This is a genomic window from Staphylococcus debuckii (genome assembly GCF_003718735.1).
Taxonomy (GTDB): domain Bacteria; phylum Bacillota; class Bacilli; order Staphylococcales; family Staphylococcaceae; genus Staphylococcus; species Staphylococcus debuckii.
Window position 1 is genome coordinate 1606208 of the sequence record NZ_CP033460.1, and the last position, 24216, is coordinate 1630423.

28 protein-coding genes and 1 riboswitch are annotated in these 24216 nt (G+C 33.3%); of the genes, 3 read left to right on the forward strand and 25 right to left on the reverse strand.

Annotated elements, in window-relative coordinates:
- Window positions 1–6 precede the first annotated feature (6 nt).
- The 14 genes from lpdA to CNQ82_RS07600 all read right to left on the reverse strand — a co-directional run bounded on the left by lpdA (window position 7) and on the right by CNQ82_RS07600 (window position 13165).
- Window positions 7–1431: a dihydrolipoyl dehydrogenase gene (lpdA, locus tag CNQ82_RS07535; RefSeq protein ID WP_123144770.1), complete on the reverse strand. Its 1425-nt coding sequence runs from the start codon at window positions 1429–1431 to the stop codon at window positions 7–9.
- A 10-nt stretch (window positions 1432–1441) separates the two neighbouring features.
- Window positions 1442–2500, reverse strand: coding sequence for a butyrate kinase (gene buk / locus CNQ82_RS07540; RefSeq protein ID WP_123144771.1), 1059 nt, complete (start codon window positions 2498–2500; stop codon window positions 1442–1444).
- A gap of 315 nt (window positions 2501–2815) precedes the next feature.
- The gene (locus CNQ82_RS07545; RefSeq protein ID WP_123144772.1) at window positions 2816–3706 is read right to left on the reverse strand and encodes a phosphate acyltransferase; all 891 of its coding nucleotides are present in this window, start codon (window positions 3704–3706) and stop codon (window positions 2816–2818) included.
- A gap of 27 nt (window positions 3707–3733) precedes the next feature.
- A complete protein-coding gene (gene recN / locus CNQ82_RS07550; protein WP_123144773.1) occupies window positions 3734–5413 on the reverse strand; it encodes a DNA repair protein RecN in 1680 nt (559 codons plus the stop codon).
- Between the two features lie 14 nt (window positions 5414–5427).
- The gene (ahrC, locus tag CNQ82_RS07555) at window positions 5428–5880 is read right to left on the reverse strand and encodes a transcriptional regulator AhrC/ArgR (protein WP_095105083.1); all 453 of its coding nucleotides are present in this window, start codon (window positions 5878–5880) and stop codon (window positions 5428–5430) included.
- 310 nt (window positions 5881–6190) lie between these two features.
- A complete protein-coding gene (locus CNQ82_RS07560) occupies window positions 6191–7078 on the reverse strand; it encodes a polyprenyl synthetase family protein (RefSeq protein ID WP_420876470.1) in 888 nt (295 codons plus the stop codon).
- The gene (locus tag CNQ82_RS07565; protein ID WP_123144775.1) at window positions 7059–7283 is read right to left on the reverse strand and encodes an exodeoxyribonuclease VII small subunit; all 225 of its coding nucleotides are present in this window, start codon (window positions 7281–7283) and stop codon (window positions 7059–7061) included. Before CNQ82_RS07565 ends, CNQ82_RS07560 begins: the two co-directional genes overlap by 20 nt.
- On the reverse strand, window positions 7270–8610 hold the full coding sequence (gene xseA, locus CNQ82_RS07570; RefSeq protein WP_123144776.1) for an exodeoxyribonuclease VII large subunit: 1341 nt from the start codon (window positions 8608–8610) through the stop codon (window positions 7270–7272). Before xseA ends, CNQ82_RS07565 begins: the two co-directional genes overlap by 14 nt.
- A gap of 15 nt (window positions 8611–8625) precedes the next feature.
- Window positions 8626–9015 carry a transcription antitermination factor NusB gene (gene nusB, locus CNQ82_RS07575; RefSeq protein ID WP_123144777.1) on the reverse strand — a complete coding sequence of 130 codons (390 nt, stop codon included), beginning with the start codon at window positions 9013–9015 and terminating at the stop codon, window positions 8626–8628.
- 20 nt (window positions 9016–9035) lie between these two features.
- Window positions 9036–9407, reverse strand: a complete 372-nt coding sequence (locus tag CNQ82_RS07580; protein ID WP_095105077.1) for an Asp23/Gls24 family envelope stress response protein — start codon at window positions 9405–9407, stop codon at window positions 9036–9038.
- 33 nt (window positions 9408–9440) lie between these two features.
- Window positions 9441–10796, reverse strand: coding sequence for an acetyl-CoA carboxylase biotin carboxylase subunit (gene accC, locus CNQ82_RS07585; RefSeq protein WP_123144778.1), 1356 nt, complete (start codon window positions 10794–10796; stop codon window positions 9441–9443).
- 2 nt (window positions 10797–10798) lie between these two features.
- The gene (gene accB / locus CNQ82_RS07590; RefSeq protein ID WP_123144779.1) at window positions 10799–11272 is read right to left on the reverse strand and encodes an acetyl-CoA carboxylase biotin carboxyl carrier protein; all 474 of its coding nucleotides are present in this window, start codon (window positions 11270–11272) and stop codon (window positions 10799–10801) included.
- A 249-nt stretch (window positions 11273–11521) separates the two neighbouring features.
- A complete protein-coding gene (gene efp, locus CNQ82_RS07595; protein WP_123144780.1) occupies window positions 11522–12079 on the reverse strand; it encodes an elongation factor P in 558 nt (185 codons plus the stop codon).
- A 27-nt stretch (window positions 12080–12106) separates the two neighbouring features.
- A complete protein-coding gene (locus tag CNQ82_RS07600; protein ID WP_123144781.1) occupies window positions 12107–13165 on the reverse strand; it encodes a M24 family metallopeptidase in 1059 nt (352 codons plus the stop codon).
- A gap of 239 nt (window positions 13166–13404) precedes the next feature.
- Here CNQ82_RS07600 and CNQ82_RS07605 point away from each other — a divergent pair, with 239 nt between their 5' ends.
- Both CNQ82_RS07605 and CNQ82_RS07610 read left to right on the forward strand, forming a co-directional pair.
- Complete coding sequence (locus CNQ82_RS07605) at window positions 13405–13992, forward strand: putative periplasmic lipoprotein (protein ID WP_123144782.1); 588 nt, start codon at window positions 13405–13407, stop codon at window positions 13990–13992.
- 29 nt (window positions 13993–14021) lie between these two features.
- The gene (locus CNQ82_RS07610) at window positions 14022–14222 is read left to right on the forward strand and encodes an SA1362 family protein (protein ID WP_164711993.1); all 201 of its coding nucleotides are present in this window, start codon (window positions 14022–14024) and stop codon (window positions 14220–14222) included.
- A 74-nt stretch (window positions 14223–14296) separates the two neighbouring features.
- Here CNQ82_RS07610 and CNQ82_RS07615 read toward each other — a convergent pair whose 3' ends face one another.
- Entirely contained in the window at window positions 14297–15127 is an 831-nt protein-coding gene (locus CNQ82_RS07615) for a lipoate--protein ligase family protein (protein ID WP_123144784.1), read from the reverse strand.
- Window positions 15128–15310: 183 nt separating this feature from the next.
- On the opposite strand from CNQ82_RS07615, the gene CNQ82_RS07620 reads away from it, so the two are divergent.
- Window positions 15311–15697 (forward strand): rhodanese-like domain-containing protein, encoded by a 387-nt coding sequence (locus tag CNQ82_RS07620; RefSeq protein WP_123144785.1) that lies wholly within the window; start codon window positions 15311–15313, stop codon window positions 15695–15697.
- Between the two features lie 184 nt (window positions 15698–15881).
- Here the strand turns inward: CNQ82_RS07620 and gcvPB are convergent, their stop codons facing one another.
- The 10 genes from gcvPB to comGA form a co-directional block, all read right to left on the reverse strand.
- Complete coding sequence (gene gcvPB, locus CNQ82_RS07625) at window positions 15882–17357, reverse strand: aminomethyl-transferring glycine dehydrogenase subunit GcvPB (protein ID WP_095105060.1); 1476 nt, start codon at window positions 17355–17357, stop codon at window positions 15882–15884.
- Window positions 17347–18696, reverse strand: a complete 1350-nt coding sequence (gcvPA, locus tag CNQ82_RS07630; protein WP_123144786.1) for an aminomethyl-transferring glycine dehydrogenase subunit GcvPA — start codon at window positions 18694–18696, stop codon at window positions 17347–17349. Before gcvPA ends, gcvPB begins: the two co-directional genes overlap by 11 nt.
- A gap of 20 nt (window positions 18697–18716) precedes the next feature.
- Window positions 18717–19811 (reverse strand): glycine cleavage system aminomethyltransferase GcvT, encoded by a 1095-nt coding sequence (gene gcvT, locus CNQ82_RS07635; RefSeq protein WP_123144787.1) that lies wholly within the window; start codon window positions 19809–19811, stop codon window positions 18717–18719.
- 82 nt (window positions 19812–19893) lie between these two features.
- Window positions 19894–20021, reverse strand: a riboswitch (glycine riboswitch).
- Window positions 19999–20538 (reverse strand): shikimate kinase, encoded by a 540-nt coding sequence (locus CNQ82_RS07640; RefSeq protein ID WP_420876454.1) that lies wholly within the window; start codon window positions 20536–20538, stop codon window positions 19999–20001. (Overlaps the previous riboswitch by 23 nt.)
- 164 nt (window positions 20539–20702) lie before the next feature.
- Complete coding sequence (gene comGF, locus CNQ82_RS07650) at window positions 20703–21113, reverse strand: competence type IV pilus minor pilin ComGF (RefSeq protein ID WP_164711954.1); 411 nt, start codon at window positions 21111–21113, stop codon at window positions 20703–20705.
- 7 nt (window positions 21114–21120) lie between these two features.
- Entirely contained in the window at window positions 21121–21414 is a 294-nt protein-coding gene (locus CNQ82_RS13135; protein WP_164711955.1) for a hypothetical protein, read from the reverse strand.
- Complete coding sequence (gene comGD, locus CNQ82_RS07655) at window positions 21395–21808, reverse strand: competence type IV pilus minor pilin ComGD (protein ID WP_240624876.1); 414 nt, start codon at window positions 21806–21808, stop codon at window positions 21395–21397. The genes CNQ82_RS13135 and comGD overlap by 20 nt, the downstream gene beginning before the upstream one ends.
- Before the next feature lie 19 nt (window positions 21809–21827).
- Window positions 21828–22154, reverse strand: coding sequence for a competence type IV pilus major pilin ComGC (gene comGC, locus CNQ82_RS07660; RefSeq protein WP_123144791.1), 327 nt, complete (start codon window positions 22152–22154; stop codon window positions 21828–21830).
- Window positions 22155–22172: 18 nt separating this feature from the next.
- Entirely contained in the window at window positions 22173–23246 is a 1074-nt protein-coding gene (gene comGB / locus CNQ82_RS07665) for a competence type IV pilus assembly protein ComGB (protein WP_123144792.1), read from the reverse strand.
- Window positions 23218–24192, reverse strand: coding sequence for a competence type IV pilus ATPase ComGA (comGA, locus tag CNQ82_RS07670; RefSeq protein ID WP_123144793.1), 975 nt, complete (start codon window positions 24190–24192; stop codon window positions 23218–23220). The genes comGB and comGA overlap by 29 nt, the downstream gene beginning before the upstream one ends.
- Between the last annotated feature and the right edge of the window lie 24 nt (window positions 24193–24216).

The window sequence follows — 24216 nt, forward strand, 5'->3', positions numbered from 1 at the left end:
CTTAAATTAAGCATGCACTGAGCGTTTTGCTGCTTTAAGTCCTGCTTCCATTAACACTTCAGAGATTGAAGGATGTGCATGAGTCGTCAATCCTAATTCTAGTGTTGATCCGTTCATAAATTGCAATAAAGCAACTTCGTTAATCAATTCTGTAACATGCGGGCCAATCATGCTTAAGCCTAATACCGTATCTGTATCTTGATCTACAACTAATTCACAGAATCCATCTTGTTGTGTTGCGTCTTCAATGACAGCTTTGCCTACAGCTTTGAACGGCACTTTAAAACTTCTGGCTTTTGTAAAGTCCGCATCCTTAGCTTCCTCTAAAGTCATACCGATAGAAGCAATTTCAGGATAAGTGTAGATACATCTTGGAATCGTATTATAATCAACAGGTATTGTATTATCTTCGAACATAGCTTCTACAGCAGTTGTTCCTTCTTTAGAACCTGCATGTGCAAGCTGAAGTTTACCAATACAATCTCCTGCTGCATAAATATGTTGTTCTGCTGTTTGTTGATTTTCATTAACTTCAATAAAGCCTTTAGCATCTGTCGCAATCTTTGTATTGTTCAAACCTATATCAGATGTGTTCGGAGTTCTGCCTATTGCTAACAATATTTTATCTGCAGTAATTTTCAAATCAGCTTCGTTAATTTCTATTGCTTCATCTGTAAAAGTAAAACTACCTTCGGAGAGTTGAACATTTTCATAAATCTTAATGCCGCGGTCGGTAAAATGTTTCTTTAAGTTGTTAGCAATATTTTTATTTTCACTTGGAAGTATACGTTCGCCGGCTTCTATTACAGTGACATCAGTACCGAAATCATTAAGTAATGAAGCGAATTCCATTCCAATAACACCGCCGCCTACTATTACTATAGATTCAGGCAATTGCTCCATTTTGAGCAAATCAGTACTTGAAATAATAGTTTGATGATTGAATTTCAAGAATGGCAGCTCAGCTGGTTTAGAACCAGTAGCAATAAGCACATAATCATTAGGTAAGAGTTCTGATGTTCCGTCTTCATATTCAACTGATATCGTGCCTGGTCTAGGTGAAAAGATAGAAGAACCTAAAATTCTTCCGGTTCCATTATAAATATCTATGTGGTTATGCTTCATTAGATGCTCAATTCCTGTATACATTTGTTGGATAATTTCATTTTTTCTATCCATAATTTGATTATAATTAATTGAAAATTGCTCTGTATCAATACCATATAATGAAGCTGTTTTCACAGTATGTAATACCTCAGCTGACTTTAATAATGTCTTTGTAGGAATACATCCTTTATGCAAACAAGTTCCGCCTAATAATTGATTTTCTACTATAGCGACTTTTTTTCCTAATTGAGATGCACGGATACCTGCTACATATCCTGCAGTGCCGCCACCTAATATCACTAGGTCATATTGTTCTTCTGCCATAATCGAACTCCTAACTATAATTTTTTACCTGCTCTTTATTATTCATCACATCATTTACTCTAAGTGCAAGTGTTTCCATTTCTTTCTCACCAGGATATACAGAGACAGGCGCGATCCAATCTACATATTCAGTAATATAATCAGTTATAAGACTGCTGTTAGCCAGTCCGCCTGTTAAAATAATCTGATCAACCTTGCCTTTGAATATTATTGCTTTCTCGCCTATTTGTTTAGCAATTTGATATATCATCGTATCGATTGCTAAATGAATATGCTCATTTTCATGATACTTCTGGATAAGCGCTTTAAGATTATTACTTCCGCATAAAGCAATAAGACCTGATTCTTTACTCAATATACGATTCATCTCTGCAGGGGTAAATTGATGCTTGTCCGCCCATTGATAAAGTGAATCGTTAGGTAAACTTCCTGAACGCTCTGGGCTTAATGGCCCTTCCCCTAACAAACCATCATTGACATCTACTACTTTACCATATTGATGAGCACCTATCGTTATTCCACCGCCCATATGCGCGACAATAACATTCACTTGCGTATAGGTCTTATTTACAGATTCTGCATACTGACTCGCTACTGCCTTTTGATTCAAAGCATGAAAAACACTTTTGCGTTGTATTGCTTTAACGCCAGTCAACTTTGCAATGTCTATCATCTCATCTACTACAACTGGATCTACGATAAAAGAAGGAATGTTCAACTTTTGAGCCAATTTAAATCCAATGATTCCACTTAAGTTTGATGCATGAGTGCCATATCTAAATTTACGTAAATCGTCATACATTCTGTAATTAATAGCATAAGTCCCTCCAGAAATCGGCTTCAACAAACCGCCGCGACATGCAATTGCGTCAATTTCGTTTAAACCAATATCATGCTCTGCAAGGAATGCTTCAATAGCTTGTACTCTATATTTCTCTTGTTGTAATAAAGAAAGCTGCGTAATTTGTATGTCATGTTGAAGCAATGCTTCAGCGACACAATGTTGTTGATTATAAATTGCGACTTTAGATGAAGTGCTACCTAAGTTGATGACTAATATTTGTGTCATATGTTCACCTGCTTTATATTGAATTCTATGATGTTATGATGTGCGAATTTATACTATTAATTAAACGAACCCTTTATATTTTACCTTAATTACTGTGCTTTTTTAAAGTAATCATCATAGATAATAATAACTTGTTACCATCAAATAGTTATTTTCCAATAAAAAGGGAGCGGAATTATTTTATCATCTTGTCCTAATAAAGATAACTAGAAGTAAAAGCAGATTATAAGATAAGTGAGTTTTTTGTGATAGCTATAGGAAAATTTAGAAGGAGCTGAGACATTTTATGCCCCAGCCCCTAAAAATCCAAAATGATTATGAGAGTGTTCGTAATGCGAGTAATACTGAATTCACTTTATTTTCAACAGAATCAGCTCGTGATGTCAGTACAATCGGAAACTTGGTTCCTAATATTAAACTGGCTACTTTAGCATGTGCAAAGTAAGTCAACGATTTATAGAGAGTGTTACCGACGTCTAAATGCGGTACCACGAGCGCATCAATGTTGCCTGCGATTTCTGAATCGATGCCCTTTTCAAACGCACTTTCTTTATCAATTGCATTATCAAAGGCAAATGGCCCTTCTACTGTTAAGAAATCATCAGTTGAAAAGTGTGCTGAAATTTCCGCCGCATCTACTGAAGACGGAATTTTATGTGTTGGATTTTCAACTGAAGATAACAATCCGACATTAAGATGTGTATAGCCAATATTTTTAGAAAAGACTTCAATATTTTGAATCATTTTAATGCGGTCATCAATGCTTGGATGAATATTTAGCGCGACATCACTAACCATTAACATTTGATGGTAAGAAGGTATTTCAAAACAAGCAATGTGATTTAAAAAGTTATTTTCATCGATAAATGATTTATGTTCAAGAATAAAGCTCAGAATTTCCGCTGTGGTAACATTGCCCTTCATTAAGACGTTAATAGCATTATTTGATAAATCATTTGCACATTTCTCATATACACTTTCTTTATCATCAAATATCCTCAAATGGATGCGATTTAAAAATTCGCCATCTACATTAAATGACCGTATAAGTTCAGTTGGATCTTTAATGCCGTAGAGTGTAATATGACTCTGTGTCTGTCTTAGTATTTCAATGACAGAAGAAATAATATGCTCATCATCTGCAAAAACTACACCGATATTGCCAGACAGTGACTTAGAATCAGATATTAAAGATTGGAATTGCATAAGTCAAACCCCTCTCAAATCATTATTTTATAAAGCAGCATGATTTTGCTCAATCATCTCTTTAGCATTTTCTCGGGTGATTTTAGTAACATTTGCTCCAGATATCATACGTGCTACTTCATCGATTCGTGCTTCTCCAGTTAATTCTTGGACTTGAGTAGTTGTGCGTTCATCTGTTGAAGCTTTACTGATTAATAAGTGATGATTACTCATGGAAGCCACTTGCGGTAAATGAGAGATGCAGATGACTTGGATATATTGAGAGATATCTCTCATTTTTTCAGCCATTTTTTGGGCTGCTATTCCTGATACACCAGAGTCTACTTCATCAAATAATATGGCAGTTTGTCCTCTAGATTTCACGAAGATACTTTTTAAAGCTAACATGATTCTAGACAATTCTCCGCCAGAAGCAATTTTGCCTAAACTTTTTAAAGGTTCGCCCTTGTTTGGGCTAATTAAGATTTCTACTTTTTCAATACCCTCTGCAGTAGGTTCATCAAGAGATTTGAATGAGATTTCTAAATTAGCATCTTTCATTTGCAAGTTTTGTATTTCATCTACAATATGGTCTCTCAGCTCTCTAGCTACTTTACGACGTTCTTTTGAAAGTTTCTGGCCATCTTCTAATAATTTAGATTTTAATTGTTTAATTTCTTCTTTAAGGTTAGCTGTACTTTGCTCATAGTTTTCTATCTTATCTATTTCATTAACTAACTTCTCTTGATACTGAATTAAATCTTGTATATCTTTACCATATTTTCTTTTTAAATTATTTAACAAGTTCATTCGAGATTCTAATTCATTTAAATATTGTTCATCAAACTCAGTATTCGATATTTCATCGTACAACTGATGTTTCGCATCTTCTAATGTATAATAAAATTGATCTACATGCTCTTTTAATTCGCTAAATTCATTCGGAATAATTTCGTTAATCGTTTCTAAATGCTGACTGAGTTCATATAGCCGATCAGGAATTGCTTGTTCATCGGTTAAAGTGGTATGCGCTGCATTTAAGGCAACGCTTAAATTTTCAGAATTTTGTATACGTTTAATGTCCGATTCTAGTTGCTCAACTTCTCCTTCTTGCAAATTAGCTTCTGACAATTCATCCGCTTGAAATTTCATTAAATCTAAACGTTGTAATAAAGCTTGATCAGCAGATTCTAATTCATTTAATTCATTAGTTTTCTCTTTATAGGTTTGATAAGTATCTTGGTATTGCTTCAGATAACGGTCATATTTACCATCTGCATAGGAATCTAATAGTTGTAAATGGTACTTCTGTTTTAATAAGGATTGGGTTTCGTGTTGTCCATGGATATCCAATAATTCTTGCATAATCATTCGTAAATCATGTAATGTAACCGTTTGATTATTTACCTTGCAGATACTTTTTCCTGAACTGAAGATTTCTCTTTTTACTAAAAGAAAGTCTTCGTCGATATCGATATCAAGATACTGTAAAGTTTCAATGACTGATTGGTTATTATCAATATCAAAAATACCTTCGATTGTTGCTTTTTTTTCACCATGACGAACAAAGTCGGAAGATGCACGCATACCAATAAGTTGACCAATAGCATCAATGATGATAGATTTACCCGCACCTGTTTCTCCGCTTAAAACTGTCAGACCGTCTGCAAAATTAATTTCTAATTCATTAATAATTGCAAACTGTTTAATTGTTAAAGTTTGTAACATGGCTTATCGCTTCCTTATAACAAATTAAAAATACGTGTTTTTATTGCAGTAGCAGATGCTGCATCGTGACAAATCAAGAGACAAGTATCATCTCCACAAATAGTACCTAAAACTTCATCCCAATCAATCTGATCTAAAATTGCACCGATTGACTGTGCATTGCCGGGTAAGGTTTTTAAAACTAATAGATTACCTGTTCCTTCAATATTTACAAAGGAATCCATTAAATATCTGCCTAATTTTTCAAGTGGGTGATATTTGCGGTCATTAGGTAAACTGTATACATATTGACCAGTAGGAGCAGGTACTTTAATAAGTTGTAATTCTTTAATATCTCTTGATACAGTTGCTTGAGTAACGTTCAAATCAAACTGATTTAAGCGTCGCACTAACTCATCTTGAGTTTCAACCTGTTCAGTGGAAATGATTTCTCTGATTTTTATATGTCTAACTGATTTTTTAGCCACTTATTAACACCTCAAATTACGAATATTTATACAAGTATAGTATCATAATTTTTAATGAAAAGGCTAGTGATAGTCTTGAAGTATATCTTTAGTTATGTATAGAAATGTATCTTTATGAACAAGTTTTTAATAATAAACAAGGGAGCAGAACAGAAATAATATTGGTTAATATTATTTCGTCGTTCTGTCTCGGCAAGGCTAACTAGAATAGAAAAAAGCTTGGAACAAGCGCATTTTCTATTCAGATAGCTACTGCCAGTTCAAAGAGAATAGCTGAGACATTATTATGTCCCAGCCTCATTTCAAGTCTTTAATGATCACGTTGATAAAACAATTGAGTCAGATACTCTAATTGAGAAGTATCATATGATGCTTCTCTTAATTTTTCAAGGCATTTTTCGGCCTGTTTAACGTGGAACTCAAGCTTTTGTTCTGTTTTATCTTGGCCCAATAAAGTAACGTAAGTATTTTTATGATTTTTTTCATCGCTACCGACTGGTTTGCCTAATTTTTCTTCGTCGCCATACACGTCTAATAAGTCATCTTTGATTTGGAAAATTAAGCCTAAGTGCTGACTATAATTCTCTAGTAACTCAGAAACCTCATCTGATGGTTGGACTATAGTTACCGCAGCCATAATTGCAAACGTTAATAATGCACCGGTTTTTTCCTTATGGATGTGTTGCAAAGTTTCTAGTGAAATACTCTTGTTTTCACTTTCCATATCTAGTGTTTGACCGCCAATCATACCTAAGTGGCCACTGGCATCTGACAATAGTTCCACTAATTTAATACGTGTCTGAGCATTTATGGATTCATCAGTACTGATTAGATGAAAAGCTTTGGTTAAAAGCGCGTCACCAGCTAGTAACGCTTTCCATTCACCATAAACCTTATGATTCGTCAATTTACCTCTACGATAATCATCATTATCCATAGCAGGTAAATCATCATGAATTAAAGAATAAGTATGGACCATTTCTAAAGCTAAAGCAGTTTGTATACCTTTTTCATAGTTATCATCTTTAGAAAGCATTTTTAAAGTTTCGATTAATAAAACCGGTCTAATACGTTTCCCGCCTGCTTCTAAGGAATAGCGCATACTTTCTTCAAGGTTTGTTTTAAGTGGAGATGAAGGAATAGATTGTAAAAGTAGTTCGTTAATTTGATTCACTAATTTATTCATCAGTTTGTTCAACTTCTTCGTCATTATTTTTCATCAATTGATTTACTTTTTTCTCTGCATCTTTTAAAGTTTTATCACATGAGGCAGATAATTTCATACCTTTTTGATATAACTCCAATGCATCTTCTAAAGAGACAGCTTCGTTATCTAACTTTTTTACAATCGTTTCTAATTCTTCCATCATTTCTTCAAAAGTTTGATTATTACTCATTATCATTACCCCTTACTTTCTTAACAATTGCATCTACAGTACCATCTTTCATCTGTAAATTAATTTCGTCATTAGTTTTCAAGGATTGAGCGCTTGTAACAACTTGGTCTTCTTTATTTACAATTGTATAGCCTCGCAACATTGTATTTGAAGGACTTAAGTTATTTAAAGTTTCGACTCTTTGGCTCAATTGCTTTTTAGAATTTTCCAACACATTTGTAATAGATTTATTAAGTGATTCATGTAATTGAAGTCTTGTTTGCATACCTTGTAAAGTTTGTTGTTTCAAGTCTCGTAAATTCAAGCGGTTGGCTAATAGTTGAAGTTGTTGTTGTGAACGTTCAAGTTTAGCCTTTATCGAAAGATTCATTTGACGTTCTAAGTCGTCTCTTCTTTGGATTTGCTGATCATATAACAACGATGGCTGTTTGAATTTATAATATGAAGACACGTGTTCTAAGTGTTTTTTCTTATTATTAATGAGTTGAAAAATTTGTCGTGAAAGATGCAGTTCCATTTGTTTAATGTACTGACTTAATTCGACTTGATCTGGAGTCGCCATAACGGCTGCTTGTGTCGGTGTAGCTGCTCTTACATCGGCTACAAAGTCACTGAGTGTAAAATCCGTTTCATGTCCTACAGCTGAGATGACAGGTGTTTCAGCTTCGAAAATAGCTCTGACAACTTCTTCTTCGTTGAAATTCCATAAATCTTCTATAGAACCTCCGCCACGTCCGACAATAATGACATCTGCTCCTAATGTATCTGCATATTTGATTTTTTCAACAATATCATTTTTAGCTTGTTCTCCTTGAACAAGTGTACTGATTTGTATTTGTTCTACTAAAGGATAGCGACTATTAATAGTCGAGTGAATGTCCCTGATAGCTGCACCAGTACTAGCAGTGAGCACAGCAATTTTTTGTGGGAATTTCGTTATGGGCTTCTTGTGTATTTCATCAAATAAGCCTTGTTTTTTCAGTTCCTTTTTAAGGGCTTCTAATTTTTGGTATAAATTTCCTATACCGTCTAAGTGCATTTTAGATACGTAAATTTGATAATTGCCACGACGTTCATAAACTGAAACACGTGCTTCAATGAGGACTTCATCGCCCTCTTTAGGTTTGAAATCCAATTTGTTTGCTTGCGCTTTAAACATCATCGCATTGACTACACTGTTTTTATCTTTCAAGTTGAAATATAAATGACCGCTGCTATGCTTTTTGAAATTAGAAAGCTCCCCTTTTAAAAGTACAGACTGCAGATGAGGATCTTGATCAAATTTATATTTAATATATTTAGTTAGCGCTGTTACACTTAAATAATCAGACATAATTATCACTCAATCTTATTGATTTAAATTACTAAGAACACCATTGATAAAACGATAATGGTCGTCATCACTGTATTGCTTTGCTAATTCAACTGCTTCGTTGATAATAACTTTTGGAGGTGTATCGCTATTTGCAAGTTCAAATGCCGCCATACGTAAAATAATGCGGTCTGTCTTGAGCAAACGAGAAATTTTCCAATCCTTTAAATTTTGTTGGATTTTTTCATCTAAAACAGGTTGATGGTCTTTGACTCCAGAAACTAACCAATGAATAAAATCAAACTCTAAATCGGGATGATCATCTTTTATAAAGTTAATTGCTTCATCGATAGATAAATCTGTATTTTCCATTTCAAGTTGGAATAATGCTTGAAATGCTTGGCTTCTTGATTCTTTAAGACTCATGGGAGTTACTCCTTTATTTCTTATTTCTTAGTGTTTTCAACTTCGATATGTGTAATATGAATGTTGATTTGTTTAGGAACTATTGTAGTCATTGTACTTAAAGAGTTGTAAATTGTTTCTTGAATTTTTGTAGCTGTTTTAGAAATATTAATGCCATATTTGAATTCACAGAATACATCTATATAAATACCATCATCTTTTGTTTCTAATTTAATTCCTCTTGTTAAATTTTTGCGGTTCAACTTTTCAGGAGAAGCATTTTTAAGTTCAGCAAAATGGCCATATAAGCCATCGATTTCTGAAGTTGCAATACTTGCAATTGAAATGAGAACTTCTGGGGAAATTTCAACTTTGCCTAAATCTTTATGGTTGTTATCTAAGACCTTTACCATATATATTCCTCCTTTTTAAGCTCTTATTCTAAGCTATTCTTCGTCATTCATAATGTTGTTTTGTTCTAAGAACTTAGTACTATATTCTCCGCCTCTGAAGATATCATTTTGTAAAAGACGTATATGGAAAGGAATAGTAGTATCAATACCAAGTACCAAGTATTCACTTAAAGCACGCATACCCGCCATGATTGCTTCTTCTCTGTTTGGCTCATGCACAATAAGTTTAGCCACCATAGAGTCATAATATGGTGGAATTGAGTAATTAGTATAACAAGCAGACTCTACTCTCACTCCATAGCCCCCTGGTGCAAGATATTGTGTGATTTTTCCTGGAGAAGGCATAAAGTTTTTGTATGGATTTTCTGCATTGATACGAAATTCCATAGCGTGACCGTTGATTTTAATATCCTCTTGAGTAAATGGTAATGGTTCTCCCATGGCTACTAGGAGTTGTAATTTAACTAAATCTACACCAGTGACCATTTCAGTGACTGGATGTTCTACTTGAATTCTGGTATTCATTTCCATAAAGTAAAAATCATCCGTATCTAAATCGTAGATATATTCAATTGTACCTGCATTTTCGTAATTAACGGCTTTGGCAGCTCGAATAGATGCAGCCCCCATTTCAGCTCTCTTTTCAGCTGTAAGTATAGGAGATGGTGCTTCTTCCACAAGCTTTTGCATTCTTCTTTGAATGGTACAATCACGCTCACCTAGTTGAATGACATTACCGAATTGATCTCCAATAATTTGAAATTCAATATGTCTGAAATTCTCAATGAATTTTTCCAGATATAATCCGCCATTGCCGAATGCAGTTTCAGCTTCTTGTTGTGTCATTTTATATCCGTTTTCCAATTCTTTTTCATCTCTGGCCACACGAATACCTTTACCGCCGCCTCCTGCTGTAGCTTTGATGATTACTGGATAACCAATGTCTTTTGCAGTTTTTTTAGCGGCAGCGATTGATTCGACTAATCCGTCACTACCTGGCACTACAGGCACATCAGCATTAATCATTTCTTCTTTCGCTACGTCTTTGATTCCTATTTTTTGAATAGATTCATAGCTAGGACCAATAAATTTTAATTGACAGGCTTCACATAACTCTGCGAAGTCTCCATTTTCTGATAAAAATCCGTAACCTGGATGAACCGCATCACAACCAGTTGAAGTTGCGATGGATAAGATGTTCGGAATATTTAAATAAGAGTCTTTCGATTGTGTAGGACCGACACAGTATGCTTCATCCGCCATTTGAGTATGTAAAGCGTCTTTATCCCCTTCAGAATATATAGCAACCGTGTGTAATCCTAAATCTTTACAAGCTCTTATTATTCTAACGGCAATTTCACCGCGGTTTGCAATTAATACTTTTTTCATAATTATTTCACCTTGAATAACGGTTGGCCATACTCTACCATTTGTCCGTCTTCAACTAAGATTTCAGTGATTTCCCCAGAGATTTCAGCTTGAATTTCATTAAATAATTTCATCGCTTCTAAAATACAAACCGTTGTATCATTAGATACGGTATCCCCAACTTGAACGTAAGCACCTTCTTCAGGTGATGGTGATTTGTAGAAAGTTCCTACCATTGGTGCATTAATTGTTTTACCTAAATCTTCTTCACCGGCAGAAGCAGCTGGTTCATTGTTTGCTGTACTGTCATTTTGTACTGGAGCTGGCGCAGCAGCTTGAGTAGCCATTGGTTGTTGTGAAATCTGAGGTGTAATAATTTCTCGTTCTTTTTCTTTCTTTAAGTTAATAACACTGCCTTTATTGTCTTCTATATTAATTTCGGTAAGGTTTGAGTTATCTAATATCTCAATTAATTCCTTAATTTCTTTAAAGTTCATAGTACTACTCCTTCAGATTGTTTTTACTCTTCTTGTACATTTTACTCGAGTGAAATTCCCAATTCAAGCATATCACTGCTACTATGTACAGAGTCCAGATTCAAAATAGTTATTAATTTTTGTTAAAAGAAAAACCCCTCTTCTCTTAAACATCAATAACAAGTGCGAATAAAATTATAACATAATCTCATCTGCACTTGTTTGAAATTTGATATTTAAGCAAAGAAAGGTTGGATACATTAACAAATATTAAGCTCTAGAAACATAGCTGCCATCACCAGTATTGATGACAAGTACATCGCCTTCGTTAACGAAAAGAGGTACATTTAAAGTGTAACCTGTTTCTACAGTTGCTGATTTTGTTGCTCCAGTTGCAGTATCACCTTTAATACCAGGTTCTGTTTCAGTAACTGTCAATTCAACAGTTTTAGGTAATTCGACTCCGATAGTTTCGCCTTCGTAACTTTGAATTTGAACTTCCATGTTAGCTTTTAAAAACTTCAATTCATCTTCAAGATAATCGCCAGGCAATTCTGTTTGTTCGAAAGTTTGGTTATCCATGAACACATGCATGTCGCCATCAGCATACAAATATTGCATACGGCGGTTTTCAATCATAGCTTGTTCTACTTTTTCTCCAGCACGGAAAGTTTTTTCTTGAATCGCTCCTGTACGTAAATTACGTAATTTTGAGCGGACAAAAGCTGAACCTTTACCTGGTTTTACATGTTGGAAATCAATAACTTTCCAAATGCCATTATCTACTGAAATTGTTAAACCTGTTTTAAAATCATTAACCGAAATCATTCAGTTTCCTCCTCATATACGCTTTCATTATAAAATAATAAGGTCTTTTGTGCATTTAGTAAAGACTTCATTACCATTTTCGGTAATTAATATATCATCTTCTATACGAATGCCGCCTAATCCTTCTAAATAAATACCCGGTTCTACTGTGACGCAATTATTCGGAACTAATTTTTTATCCACTGTTTTCGCAAGCATAGGTTGTTCGTGGATTTCTAAACCGATACCATGACCTGTTGAATGGCCGAAATATTCGCCATAACCATGTTCTGCAATAATATCTCTTGCAATAGCATCTGCCTCTTTCCCAGTCATGCCTGCTTTGATTTGATTTACGGCAGCTTGTTGTGCTTCTAAAACAATATTATAAACTTCTACGAGTTTAGGATCAGGCTGTCCTATTGCAAATGTGCGCGTGATATCTGAGACATATCCATTGTAGTAAGCACCGAAATCTAAAGTGATCATATCTCCTTCTTCAATTTTCTTATCACTGGCTACACCGTGAGGCAATGCACCTCTATATCCTGAAGCAACAATAGTATCGAATGAAGGACCGCTTGCCCCTAAATGTAACATTTTGCTTTCTAATTCAGCTTTTAACTCTTGCTCAGTCATTCCTACTTTTGCAATTGATAAGATATATTCGTATGTTTTGTCTACAATTTCAGCTGCTTTTTTGATAGTTTCAATTTCATTTTGATCTTTTACAGCTCGGATATCCTCAATAGCATCAGAAATACTTTCTAAAGAAATTTGTGCTTTATTGAGTTCTAAGTAAGTATCGTAGCTTACAATGTGACCTTCAAAACCGACTTTTTCGACTTTTAATTGGTTTAATAAAGCAACGACTTCAGGAATTAAGCCTTGTGAACGATTAACGATTTCAAAATCAGGTGCTTGATTAGATGCTTGATCAATGTAACGGAAATCTGTGACTAAGTATCTTTCTTGAGGGGTAATCACTAAGGCACCGCTAGTACCTGTGAATCCTGACAAGTATCTTCTATTAAAATCTGATAAAATAATTACAGCATCTAACCCTTTTTCATTCATAAATGAATTTAATTTATCAATTCTAGACATTCTGATTCCTCCTATGTAATGAAAACCAACGATTAATTATATCCTATAAAGTTTCCTCTATTATTCTATATTTAAATCTTATCATAAACACCGATTGAACTATAAAGTTATGTACTGAAGATTCAAAATTATTAGTTATGAACATTAGATCCATCCCAAAGAGTAGCAATAATAAGATTCTATAGAGAAAATATGATAAAATATGACTACAATTATTGCTTAGAGATTGGAAGATTATTATGAAAAAAGTATTAACCACTATGCTTGGAGCATCTATTCTATTATCTGGCTGCGGGAGTCAAAATCTCGGGCCTTTAGAACATAAAACAACAAAGTTAAGAGAAGAAAATCATCAACTGAAATTAGATAATCAAGAACTCAACCAACAAATCAGTGATTTAAAAGACAAAGAAAAATCATTAAAAGCAGATAAGGATAATACCAAAGCTGCAGCAGAAAATGATTTAAAAACAAAATCAGCTAATGCTTCTTCTGAGTATTACCAACAAGTAACGGAAACATTAAATAATTATCATAATCTCGAAGCAGATGTTGATAAAAATAAACGTGACGAAAAAGTAGTCAGTAAACTAGATAAGGTTGTGACCGATTTGCAAAGTGCAAATGATAAGTATAAATTAGATCGGGAACAAGGAAAAATGTCTGAGGAAGACAAAGCTGAAGATAAAAATATAGAGAAGTTGAATAAAAATTTAGTTAGTGCATTTAAAACAATTCGTGACGGATATTCAAAAAAAGATATGAAGAAAATTAAACAAGGACAAAATCAACTTTCACAAGTTAACGTTAAAAATCCTCAGTCTTAAGGCAATAGTTTTAAAGAGGTGAACAAATGATTAAAAAAATATTATTCTATGCTGTATTGTTGGTTGCATTAATTGGATTAATTACTAATTTAGATGCTATATTATTTTCATTAGTCAGAATGGTGATCAGCCTAGCAATATTAGCGGGCCTAGCATATTTAGTATACTTCTTTTTCTTCTTAACAGAAGATCAAAGAAAATATAAAAAAGCCCGTTGGAAATATAAATGACGTAATAGATAAAAAAAGAGTGGAATCGAAATAACATTTATTAAGATTATTTCGTGATTCCACTCTTTTTTATTTTATTTTCGATAAGTCCATTCGTCGGATTTATATTTTGCTTCAATCTCTTTAATTTCTTCTTTTTGTGCTTCAGTTAATTCAAGTGGTTTAAAGTTAATATTCAACCCTTTTTGGAACCCTTTTTCAAAAGCCTTTTCCATCTGTTCTAAAGTCACTTCAGTATCTGAAATATCATTAATAGCTACTGCTTTATCAGTAAAGGCATTTTTCATTTTTTCTTTTAAGCGTTCGTTTTTGAAAATAAACATATCAAATAAGTCATTTACATCGATATCTTTTAAAATTGAGCCATGCTGCAAGATTACCCCCTTTTGTCTTGTTTGTGCACTTCCTGCTATCTTACGACCTTCTACAACTAGTTCATACCAACTCGGTGCATCAAAACATACTGAACTTCTAGGTTGCTTTAATTTCTCGCGCTCTTCTTTGCTTCTAGGTACAGCAAAGTAAGTTTCAAAACCAAGTTCTTTAAAGCCTTCTAATAAACCTTGAGAAATCACTCTATATGCCTCTGTAACTGTTTTAGGCATTTCAGGATGTGATTCAGGCACAATGACGCTATATGTAAGTTCTTTATCGTGAAGCACCCCTCGTCCGCCTGTTTGTCTTCTAACAAGCCCGTAGCCCTTTTCTTTAACTTTTTCAATATCTATTTCTTTTTGCAGTCTTTGAAAATATCCAATAGATAATGTCGCTGGATTCCATGTATAAAATCGAATTACAGGGTCGATTTCTCCTCTTGAAACAAAATTAAGCAATGCTTCATCCATAGCCATATTATAATATGGATCATGGCTGCCTGAGTTTATAAAATTCCATGTCTCTGTCAATTTAAAAATCTCCAATCGCCTTTAAATTACTGTTATGTAAGTATATTAACATACTAAATTTAAATTAGTTCAACTCTTACTCATAATCATATAAAAAGACTTGAATTATTTAAGAAAAACATTTTGATAATTGCATGAAACAGTCTTATAATTGTAGTATCGGTAAATTAGGGAGGAAGCAAAATGAGTAACTTTTGGTTTATCATTTTAGCTGTTTTAATTATTATCGCTTTATATATGTTAATCCAATTTTTTGTAAATCGAAGAGCAGTTACTGAGCTTAATCAGGACGAATTCCATAAAGGATTGCGAAAAGCTCAAGTCATCGATGTGAGAGAAAAAGTTGACTATGATTACGGTCATATTATTGGTGCTAGAAATATCCCAATGACTTTATTCGGTCAACGCTATAAAGGTCTTAGAAAAGACCAACCAATCTATCTTGTTGATTCCAACGGAGTTGCCAGCTATCGTGCAGCTCGTATTCTTAAAAAGAATGGTTATAAAGATATTTACATGCTTAAAGGCGGCTACAAAAAATGGACTGGTAAAGTTAAAGCAAAAAAATAATCTACAGCATTATATTCAGCAGCAACGTCTAGAAAAGATGGTTGCTGTTTTTTTATTGAAAAACGGGTTGGGACAAATAAATGTCTCAACCCATAATTTCTCAACTGGCAATAGCTAGCTGAATAGAAAAGACATTTGTTCGTGCTTCCTCTATTCTAGTTAGCTTTGCCCACTCTTTTTTAAATTACTCTTTTTCTTCGTGAAGTTTATCAAATTTCAATACTGGATGACGTGCAGCTTGTGTTTCATCCAATCTATCGATTACTGTATTGTGTGGTGCTTCTAGCACTTTATCTGGATCTTCTTTAGCTTCATTTGCAATTTGAATCATTGCATCGCAGAAGTAATCTAAAGTTTCTTTAGATTCAGTTTCTGTCGGTTCAATCATCATCCCTTCTTCTACATTAAGTGGGAAGTAGATTGTAGGCGGATGTACACCAAAGTCTAAAAGACGTTTAGCCATATCTAAAGTACGTACACCTTCTTTTTTCTGTTTAGAACCGCTGAGTACAAATTCGTGCTTACAATATTGTGAATATGGAATTTCAAAAGCATCTTTTAAGCGTGCTTTAATATAGTTCGCATTAAGAACTGCTGCTTCAGAAACTTCTTTAAGACCAATATTACCCATTGTGCGAATATAAGTATACGCACGTAGATAAATACCGAAGTTGCCATAGAATGGTTTAACACGTCCGATTGAGTTTTCAATATCATTATCATAACGATACGTGTCCCCATCTTTGACTACCATTGGTTTTGGCAAGAAGCTTGCTAATTCTTTTTTCACACCTACAGGACCTGAACCTGGTCCACCGCCGCCATGCGGACCAGTGAATGTTTTATGCAAGTTTAAATGCACTGCATCAAATCCCATGTCTCCTGGACGTACTTTGTCCATAATGGCATTTAAGTTAGCACCGTCGTAGTATAATAAGCCGCCTGCATCATGGACAATCTTACCGATTTCCATAATATTATGTTCAAATATACCTAAAGTATTAGGATTTGTTAACATAATAGCTGCAGTATTTTCGTTCACTAGACGTTTTAAGTCTTCAACATCTACTTCACCGTTTTCGTCAGATTTAACTGTAACGGCTTTGAATCCTGCAAAAGCAGCTGAAGCAGGATTTGTACCGTGTGCTGAGTCCGGTACAATAACTTCATTACGATGTCCTTCACCATTTTTCTCATGATATGCTTTGAAAATCATAAGCGCAGTCCATTCACCGTGAGCGCCTGCTGCTGGTTGTAATGTAACTTCATCCATACCAGTGATTTCTTTTAATTCTTCTTGTAAACTGTGAATGATTTCTAAAGAACCTTGAACCTGTGATTCTTGCTGTAAAGGATGTGATTCCGCAAATCCAGGAATACGAGCAACTTTTTCGTTGATTTTAGGATTGTATTTCATTGTACAAGAGCCTAATGGGTAGAATCCTGAGTCTACACCGAAGTTTTTATTAGAAAGTTCAGTGTAATGTCTTACTAAATCTAATTCAGCTACTTCAGGGAATTCTGCTTTGTTTTTACGGATAAACTTATCATCTAGTAGTTCTTTAACAGCATTATTATCAATTTCTTTTTTTGGTAAAGAATATGCATATCTACCTGCTCTAGAACGTTCGAAAATTAATGGACTTGATTTACTTACCATTAATTTCACCCACTTTCTTCACAAAAGTATCAATTTCATCTTTTGTTCTTAGTTCAGTTACTGCAACAAGCATTGCTTGTCCCATGTCTTCATTTACTTCGCTTAAATCAAAACCGCCGATGATTCCTTCATCTAGCAATTTATCATTCACTTCTTTTACAGGTTTATCAAGTTTGATAACGAACTCATTGAAAGAAGTGCCGGGCAGTACTTCGATTCCTGCATCTTCGAATTGTTTTTTAGTGTAATTAGCATTTTCAAAGTTTTGCTCAGCAATATCTTGTAGTCCTTGTTTACCTAAAGCGGACATTGCTATAGATGAAGCAAGGGCATTTAAAGCTTGGTTTGAACAAATATTAGAAGTTGCTTTATCACGGCGAATATGTTGTTCACGTGCTTGTAAAGTTAAGACAAAACCGCGGTTGCCATGGTCATCTTCTGTTTGTCCAACTAAACGACCAGGTACTTTACGCATTAATTTTTTAGTTGTAGCAAAGAATCCGCAATGCGGGCCGCCAAATTGTGCAGGAATTCCAAATGGTTGTGTATCTCCTACAACAATATCAGCTCCGAATTCACCTGGAGGAGTCAATAAACCAAGTGAAAGTGGATTTGTATAAACAATGAACAATGTTTTTTTGCTCTTAATTAATGATTTAATTTTCTCTAAATCTTCTATAGATCCATAGAAGTTTGGATATTGAACAGCAACAGCTGCTGTATCATCGTCAATTGCAGCTTCTAATTTATCAAGATCAGTAATTGTACCATCTAAGTCTACTTCAACAATTTCATAATCATTTCTGATTTTTGCGTAAGTATGCAAGACTTGTAAAGCTTGATAATGTAGACCTTTAGAAACTACAATTTTATTCTTTTTAGTTTGGCTGAAAGCTAAAATACATGCTTCAGCGAATGCTGTGATGCCATCATACATTGATGAGTTTGCAACATCCATACCAGTCAATTCACAAATTAAAGTTTGGAATTCAAAGATTGCTTGTAATTCACCTTGAGAAATTTCAGGTTGATAAGGTGTATATGCAGTATAGAATTCTGAACGAGAAATCATAGCATCTACTACAGCTGGGGTATAATGATCATAAACTCCAGCGCCTAAGAAAGATGTATGATCTTCTTTAGTTATATTTTTATTTGCAATTCTGCTTAGTCTTTTAAATAAAGTTGTTTCATCTTCACCATTTGGAATATCCAACTCTCTGTTAAGCAGTATTTCTTTTGGTACGTCTCCAAATAATTCTTCAACGGAACTTGCTCCGATTGTTTCTAACATTTCTTGCTTGTCTTTTTCAGTTAACGGTATATATCGATGACTCACCACTGCCACCCCTTTACTAATTATTTACTAATTTGATTTTTCTTAACAATTTTAGCTTTAACTTGTCTTTTTCTGATTTGTACTAGTACTTCGCGACCCATTTCAAATTCATCGCGGTTAATGATTGCTAGTGCGATACTTTTTCCAGTTGATGGAGATTGTGTACCAGAGGTAACTCGCCCTATTTTATTACCATCTAAATCTAATACATCATATCCAGTTCTTGGAATACCTTTATCAATCATTTCTAATCCGACAGTACGTTCTTTAGAACCATTTTCTTTTTGGTCTTTTAAGACTTCTTTACCAATGAAATCTGCATCAATCAATGGTTTAGCAGCGAAAGCAATTCCACCGACATAAGGCGTGATTTCTTCTGATAAATCTTGGCCATGCAACGGAAGGCCGGCTTCTAAACGTAAAGTATCACGAGCACCTAATCCTGCAGGAACAAGGTCTTTATTTTCAAGTAAGCCGTCCCAAATATCAACGACATCATTTGAATTACAATAAATTTCAAAACCATCTTCACCAGTATAACCAGATTGAGATAAAATCACATTTTTACCGAAGATTGTTACATCTTTTTTGAAATCAAATGGTTTCATATCAGTCACATCAACATCGACTAAACTTCCCACATAGTCTCTTGCTTTTGGACCTTGAACAGCCAATTGACCATATTGATCTGATACGTTTTCAACTTTTACGTCAAACTTATCAGAATGAGATTTAATCCATTCAAAATCTTTATCAGTATTTGCTGCATTTACAACTAATAAATATTTTTGATCATCTAATTTGTAAGTAATTAAATCATCAATAATTCCGCCCTTTTCATTACAAAGTGCAGTATACTGAGATTTGCTATCAGTAAGCTGATCTGTATCATTTGAAAGTACATATTGGATAAAATCAGCAGCATCTTTACCTTCAATTAATATTTCGCCCATATGGCTTACATCAAAGATACCCATTTCTTCTCTGACAGCTTTATGTTCGTCTTTAATACTTGAAAATTGAACAGGCATAGCCCAACCGCCGAATTCCACAATTTTAGCATCGCTTTCAACGAAACGATCATATAACGGCGTCTTTTTTAAATCATTTGCCATTTTTTAACCTCCTAATATGTGATTAAATATTAAAAACAGGATAGCAAATAAAATTGCTACCCTGTAGTTACCTTCAGGAACGCGTCCCAGTATTATCCTTTTGCCTGAGAGATTCGAACAATATCTTGCCCCTTCGGCGATAAATTCTGATAATTCATTAAATAGTTTAATGATAATTAAACAAAATTTATACTCTCCAATACTGATCATCCGCATTTAAAATATCCATCAAATTTTGATACAAAATATCAATTTCAATATTTGTATCTATTCTGCTGAATGCGATTTCATTATATCGTGAAAGTCTTGATAAATACAACCTTTTTAAATCATCAAATGCTTTATTATTAGCATTTGGTCGATTGCTATCATTTTTAATTCGCTCGTATATAACTTCGATATCAGTATCTAACCAAAAAATATTATTTAATTTAGATAAAGTATTCATAGATGTTACACTTTCGACGATTCCTCCACCTGTCGATATTATATCGTATTTTTCTAGAGATTCGATTAAATATTTACTTTCAAGTTCACGAAATTTTTGTTCGCCTTCTTCTGCAAATATTTCTGGTATACTCTTTTTTGTTTCTTTCTCTATAATTTTATCTAAATCAGCAAAAGTTTTATTTTCTTTATGCGCTATATATTCTGCTAAAGTCGTTTTGCCTGTACCCATGAAGCCGATTAATATAACTGGTGCTGTTTTGCTAATTTCTTTTTTCACTTGCATCATCCTTATTATAAAGACTTGTTAACTGTTCAGTATAATACATATTTAAATTGTGTATCGTCTTTAATTTTAATCCAAATTGAATGTTATAGGAAGTAATGATTAAAATGAATAGCATAAATACGATTGCGGTGAAAGGAAGCATATATGCGTGTGCCTTAAATAATAAGTATTTTCTTATATTGCCGATTATTCTCAAATAATGTTAAGTCCACCTTAATATATTTATTATTGATTTTTGTAAGTTTAAAGTCTTTGATATTTTGGAGAAGAGTGATATTTCCTTTTCCGTCTACTGTCTTATAAATCTTTTCCTTTGTAAAAGTGTAATTAATGAGACGCCCCTTTTTCTTGGCAATCAAGTGGTTATTATCAATTTCAATATTCTTAATTGAAATTTCATTAAGCTCTCTAGTTATATCTTGAGAGAAAAATTCAAAGTTTATAAGTGCAGTATCGTTTATTTGATTATTAAGTGCATTGACAGATTGAAATAATGGAGGAATTAAACTAAGTGCCAAACAGAAAATTGAAAATGCAAAAAGAGTTTCAATTAAAGTAAAAGCCAAGAACTTATTATTTTTTGATACATTGTTTTTTATCAACTTCTGAATCAACAATACATATTTCTTTATTATCGCTTTTAATAATATAGTGTTCAATTTCAACTCCTTGAGTTAATTCTTTCGTTTTAAAACGATGTGTTGCAGTTATCAATATTCTATTCATTTCTGCAACGTGGATTTCGTTTCTAAATTGTTGATGTTGATTTATAGTAAAAGGTAAAAATAGTAATATTAATGTCAATATAAGACCAAAAGAAGTCAGTGCATCTAATAGAAAAGATGCTTTAAACTTTTTGTTTTTCAATTCTTAAACTGCCTTTCTCAATATGAAAAATAAATCTGAACAAGGTTTGGTCAAATTTAATATAAATTGAACCAAAACGATTGAGTTGGCCTTCTTTATCAATGGTAACAATATCCATATTGCTGCTGTCTTTTATTATCCCATTTTCTAGTTGAATAGTATTAATTTTATTTCTTTCTTCTACTACTTTAACTTCTTTAGCTCCTCGATTGAATATTAATGTGATACTATTTTGATCCTTAATTGCCTTTGATTTTAAATATATAATTTGTGATGCTAGATTTTTGGCTTTAGCTTCACTTTGAATTTTAGTATATTGAGCTTGATTTTGAGCTGATAAACTTAAAAATGTGAATAAGCTTATTAAAGAAAGAACTAAAAGTGTTTCTAACATAGTAAAAGCTTCAACTTTTCTAACTAATAGAAGCTTCACCATTTTTAATAGTAATGCTTTCTCCAGATTTGCATTTCTTTTGGCCTTCTTTTAAATATCCTTGAGTGACAAGATCATCAACTGAATCTGGTTTTCGATTATTTTTTAAAGTATAAGCTTCAATTTGACTATTTACCATTTTTTGTTGTGCTTCGCAGCCGGTTGCTTGTACATGTTCAGATTGCTTAGCGATATTAGGAATAATGAGTATCAAGAGAACACTGATTACTAAAAGTACAAGTAACATTTCTAAAAGCGTGAAAGCCTTAATATTTCGGCTTTTTATTTTCAAATAAATTTTTTTCATAAAAACGTTCCTTTCAGGTTATTTAATAGATTGCATCATATCAAACATAGGCAGCATAATTACAAGATATAAAGATACAATTAAAAGACCAAGAAGTAAGAAAATAACGGGTTGTATCAGTCTGATTTGTTTATTCATTTTTGTCTCGATTTGACTTAATAATATTTGTGTATAAATAGTAAGTTCTACTTCTAGTTTGCCGCTTTTCTCACCTTGCTCTATGAATTGGATTAAATCGTTTTCAAAGCAGCCTATACTCTTGAAAATTTCTGGCAAGCTCAGACCTCTTTGTATATGGTCAATTGTGTAATTGCCGATATATTTAAGAAATAAATCGACATTTTGCTCTGTGTATATTTTTGAAATTTGTTGTAACACAATACCGTTTCGGAAAAATAAAGAAAGTTCATTTGCAACTTGATAAGTTTTGAAGAGTTTAAAATATTTGCTTATAATGGGTATTTTTAAAATGAATATCAATCGTTGTTTGATCGTTAATTTCCTATAAACTAAATATGCAGATATGCTCATAATAGAAATAAGGATGAGGAGGGATAAAATAATAAGCGGGAAATGTTGAATGAGGTTATTTAAAATTTTTAATGTCGGAGATAGGTGAATGTCCATCGTAGAATATATTTGTTGGAATTCGGGGAGTATAAAATGATTAATTCCGAACAGCATCATCATAAAGACAAAGATTAATATGAGAGGATATTGGATAGTCTTAATTAATTTCTGTTTGGTCTCATTTTTTCTTTTGAGAAATTCATAAGCGTCCTTTAAATTTTCAGTAAGTTGTCCATATTTTTCAGAGAAGTAGATTTGCATAATAATAGTTCGTGGAAAATCGAGAAATTTCAGTATTGAATAGCAAGAAGCGCCATTTTCAATAAGATGGATAATGTCTTTAGCAGTCTCCTTTTGTTTATATTGAATATGCATATTTAAAAAGGTAAAACATTCAATTAATGTAAAACCATGTTCTAATAGGATATTCAAACGATACAACAAAGTTAACTGTTCTTTGGTGCTTAGTTTTTTTGAAGTAACAAAGGGATACTTAAGTATATCTTTCGAGAATCTCTTCACAGATAACGCCCTCTTCGCTCATTTGAGTTAATACTTTACTTAATTTCATAAAATGTTTCGGCATTGTATAATCATGTTTGAAAAAATACTGTATATCTGACTGATACATTGTTTCATAAGCGAGTTCGCGATTGCCGTATTGATTTGTAACTAAACGCTGATTTGAGATTAACGCGATGGATTGTTGGGCTTCCTGCGGTGTGATACCCATTTCTAATAATCTTAATAATGCGCCTTCGCAATCATTAGAATGTAAGGTGGATAAAACTAAGTGGCCGCTCAAAGCAGCATGTATTACACATTTAGCTATTTGAGCATCTCTGATTTCACCAATAAGAATGATATCGGGATCGCAACGTAAGATGGCTTTGAAAGAACTCTCATAATTAATGCCTGCCTTTTCATTAACTGATATTTGAGTGATACCAGTAATTCTTTTTTCCACAGGATCTTCGACGGTTATAATATTTAAATTCAAATGTTCTTGTGCAAAAGCAACCATTTCATACATCATAGTGCTTTTACCTGAACCAGTTGGTCCCGTAAAAAGTATGAGCCCTTGTTTCTTATTCATAAGATGATAGAAATTTTTAGGTCCTGCCATTTTTGAATCTTGGGAATAATACTGTGGTGAAAGACGTATTACACAGCTTTCCATACCTAAAGAAAGCGGTAGAGTCGATATCCGCAAATTATACAAAGTTTGATGCTTAAAAGTTGTTTGTCCACTTTGAGCTTGATGATAATTTGAAACATCGAGTCCTGCTTGAAATTTCATAAAGGTAAGCAATTTTGAATAATTTAGAATCTCAATTTTATCGTAATTAATCAAATCATCATTAACTCTGAATTTAATCGAGACTTCCTTTTCAAGCGGTATAAAATGAATATCTGATACGTTCTTAGCAATTGCATCCTTCAAAATTTGGTCTAAAAGTTTTTTCATAAAAAATCACCTCCTACAATAATA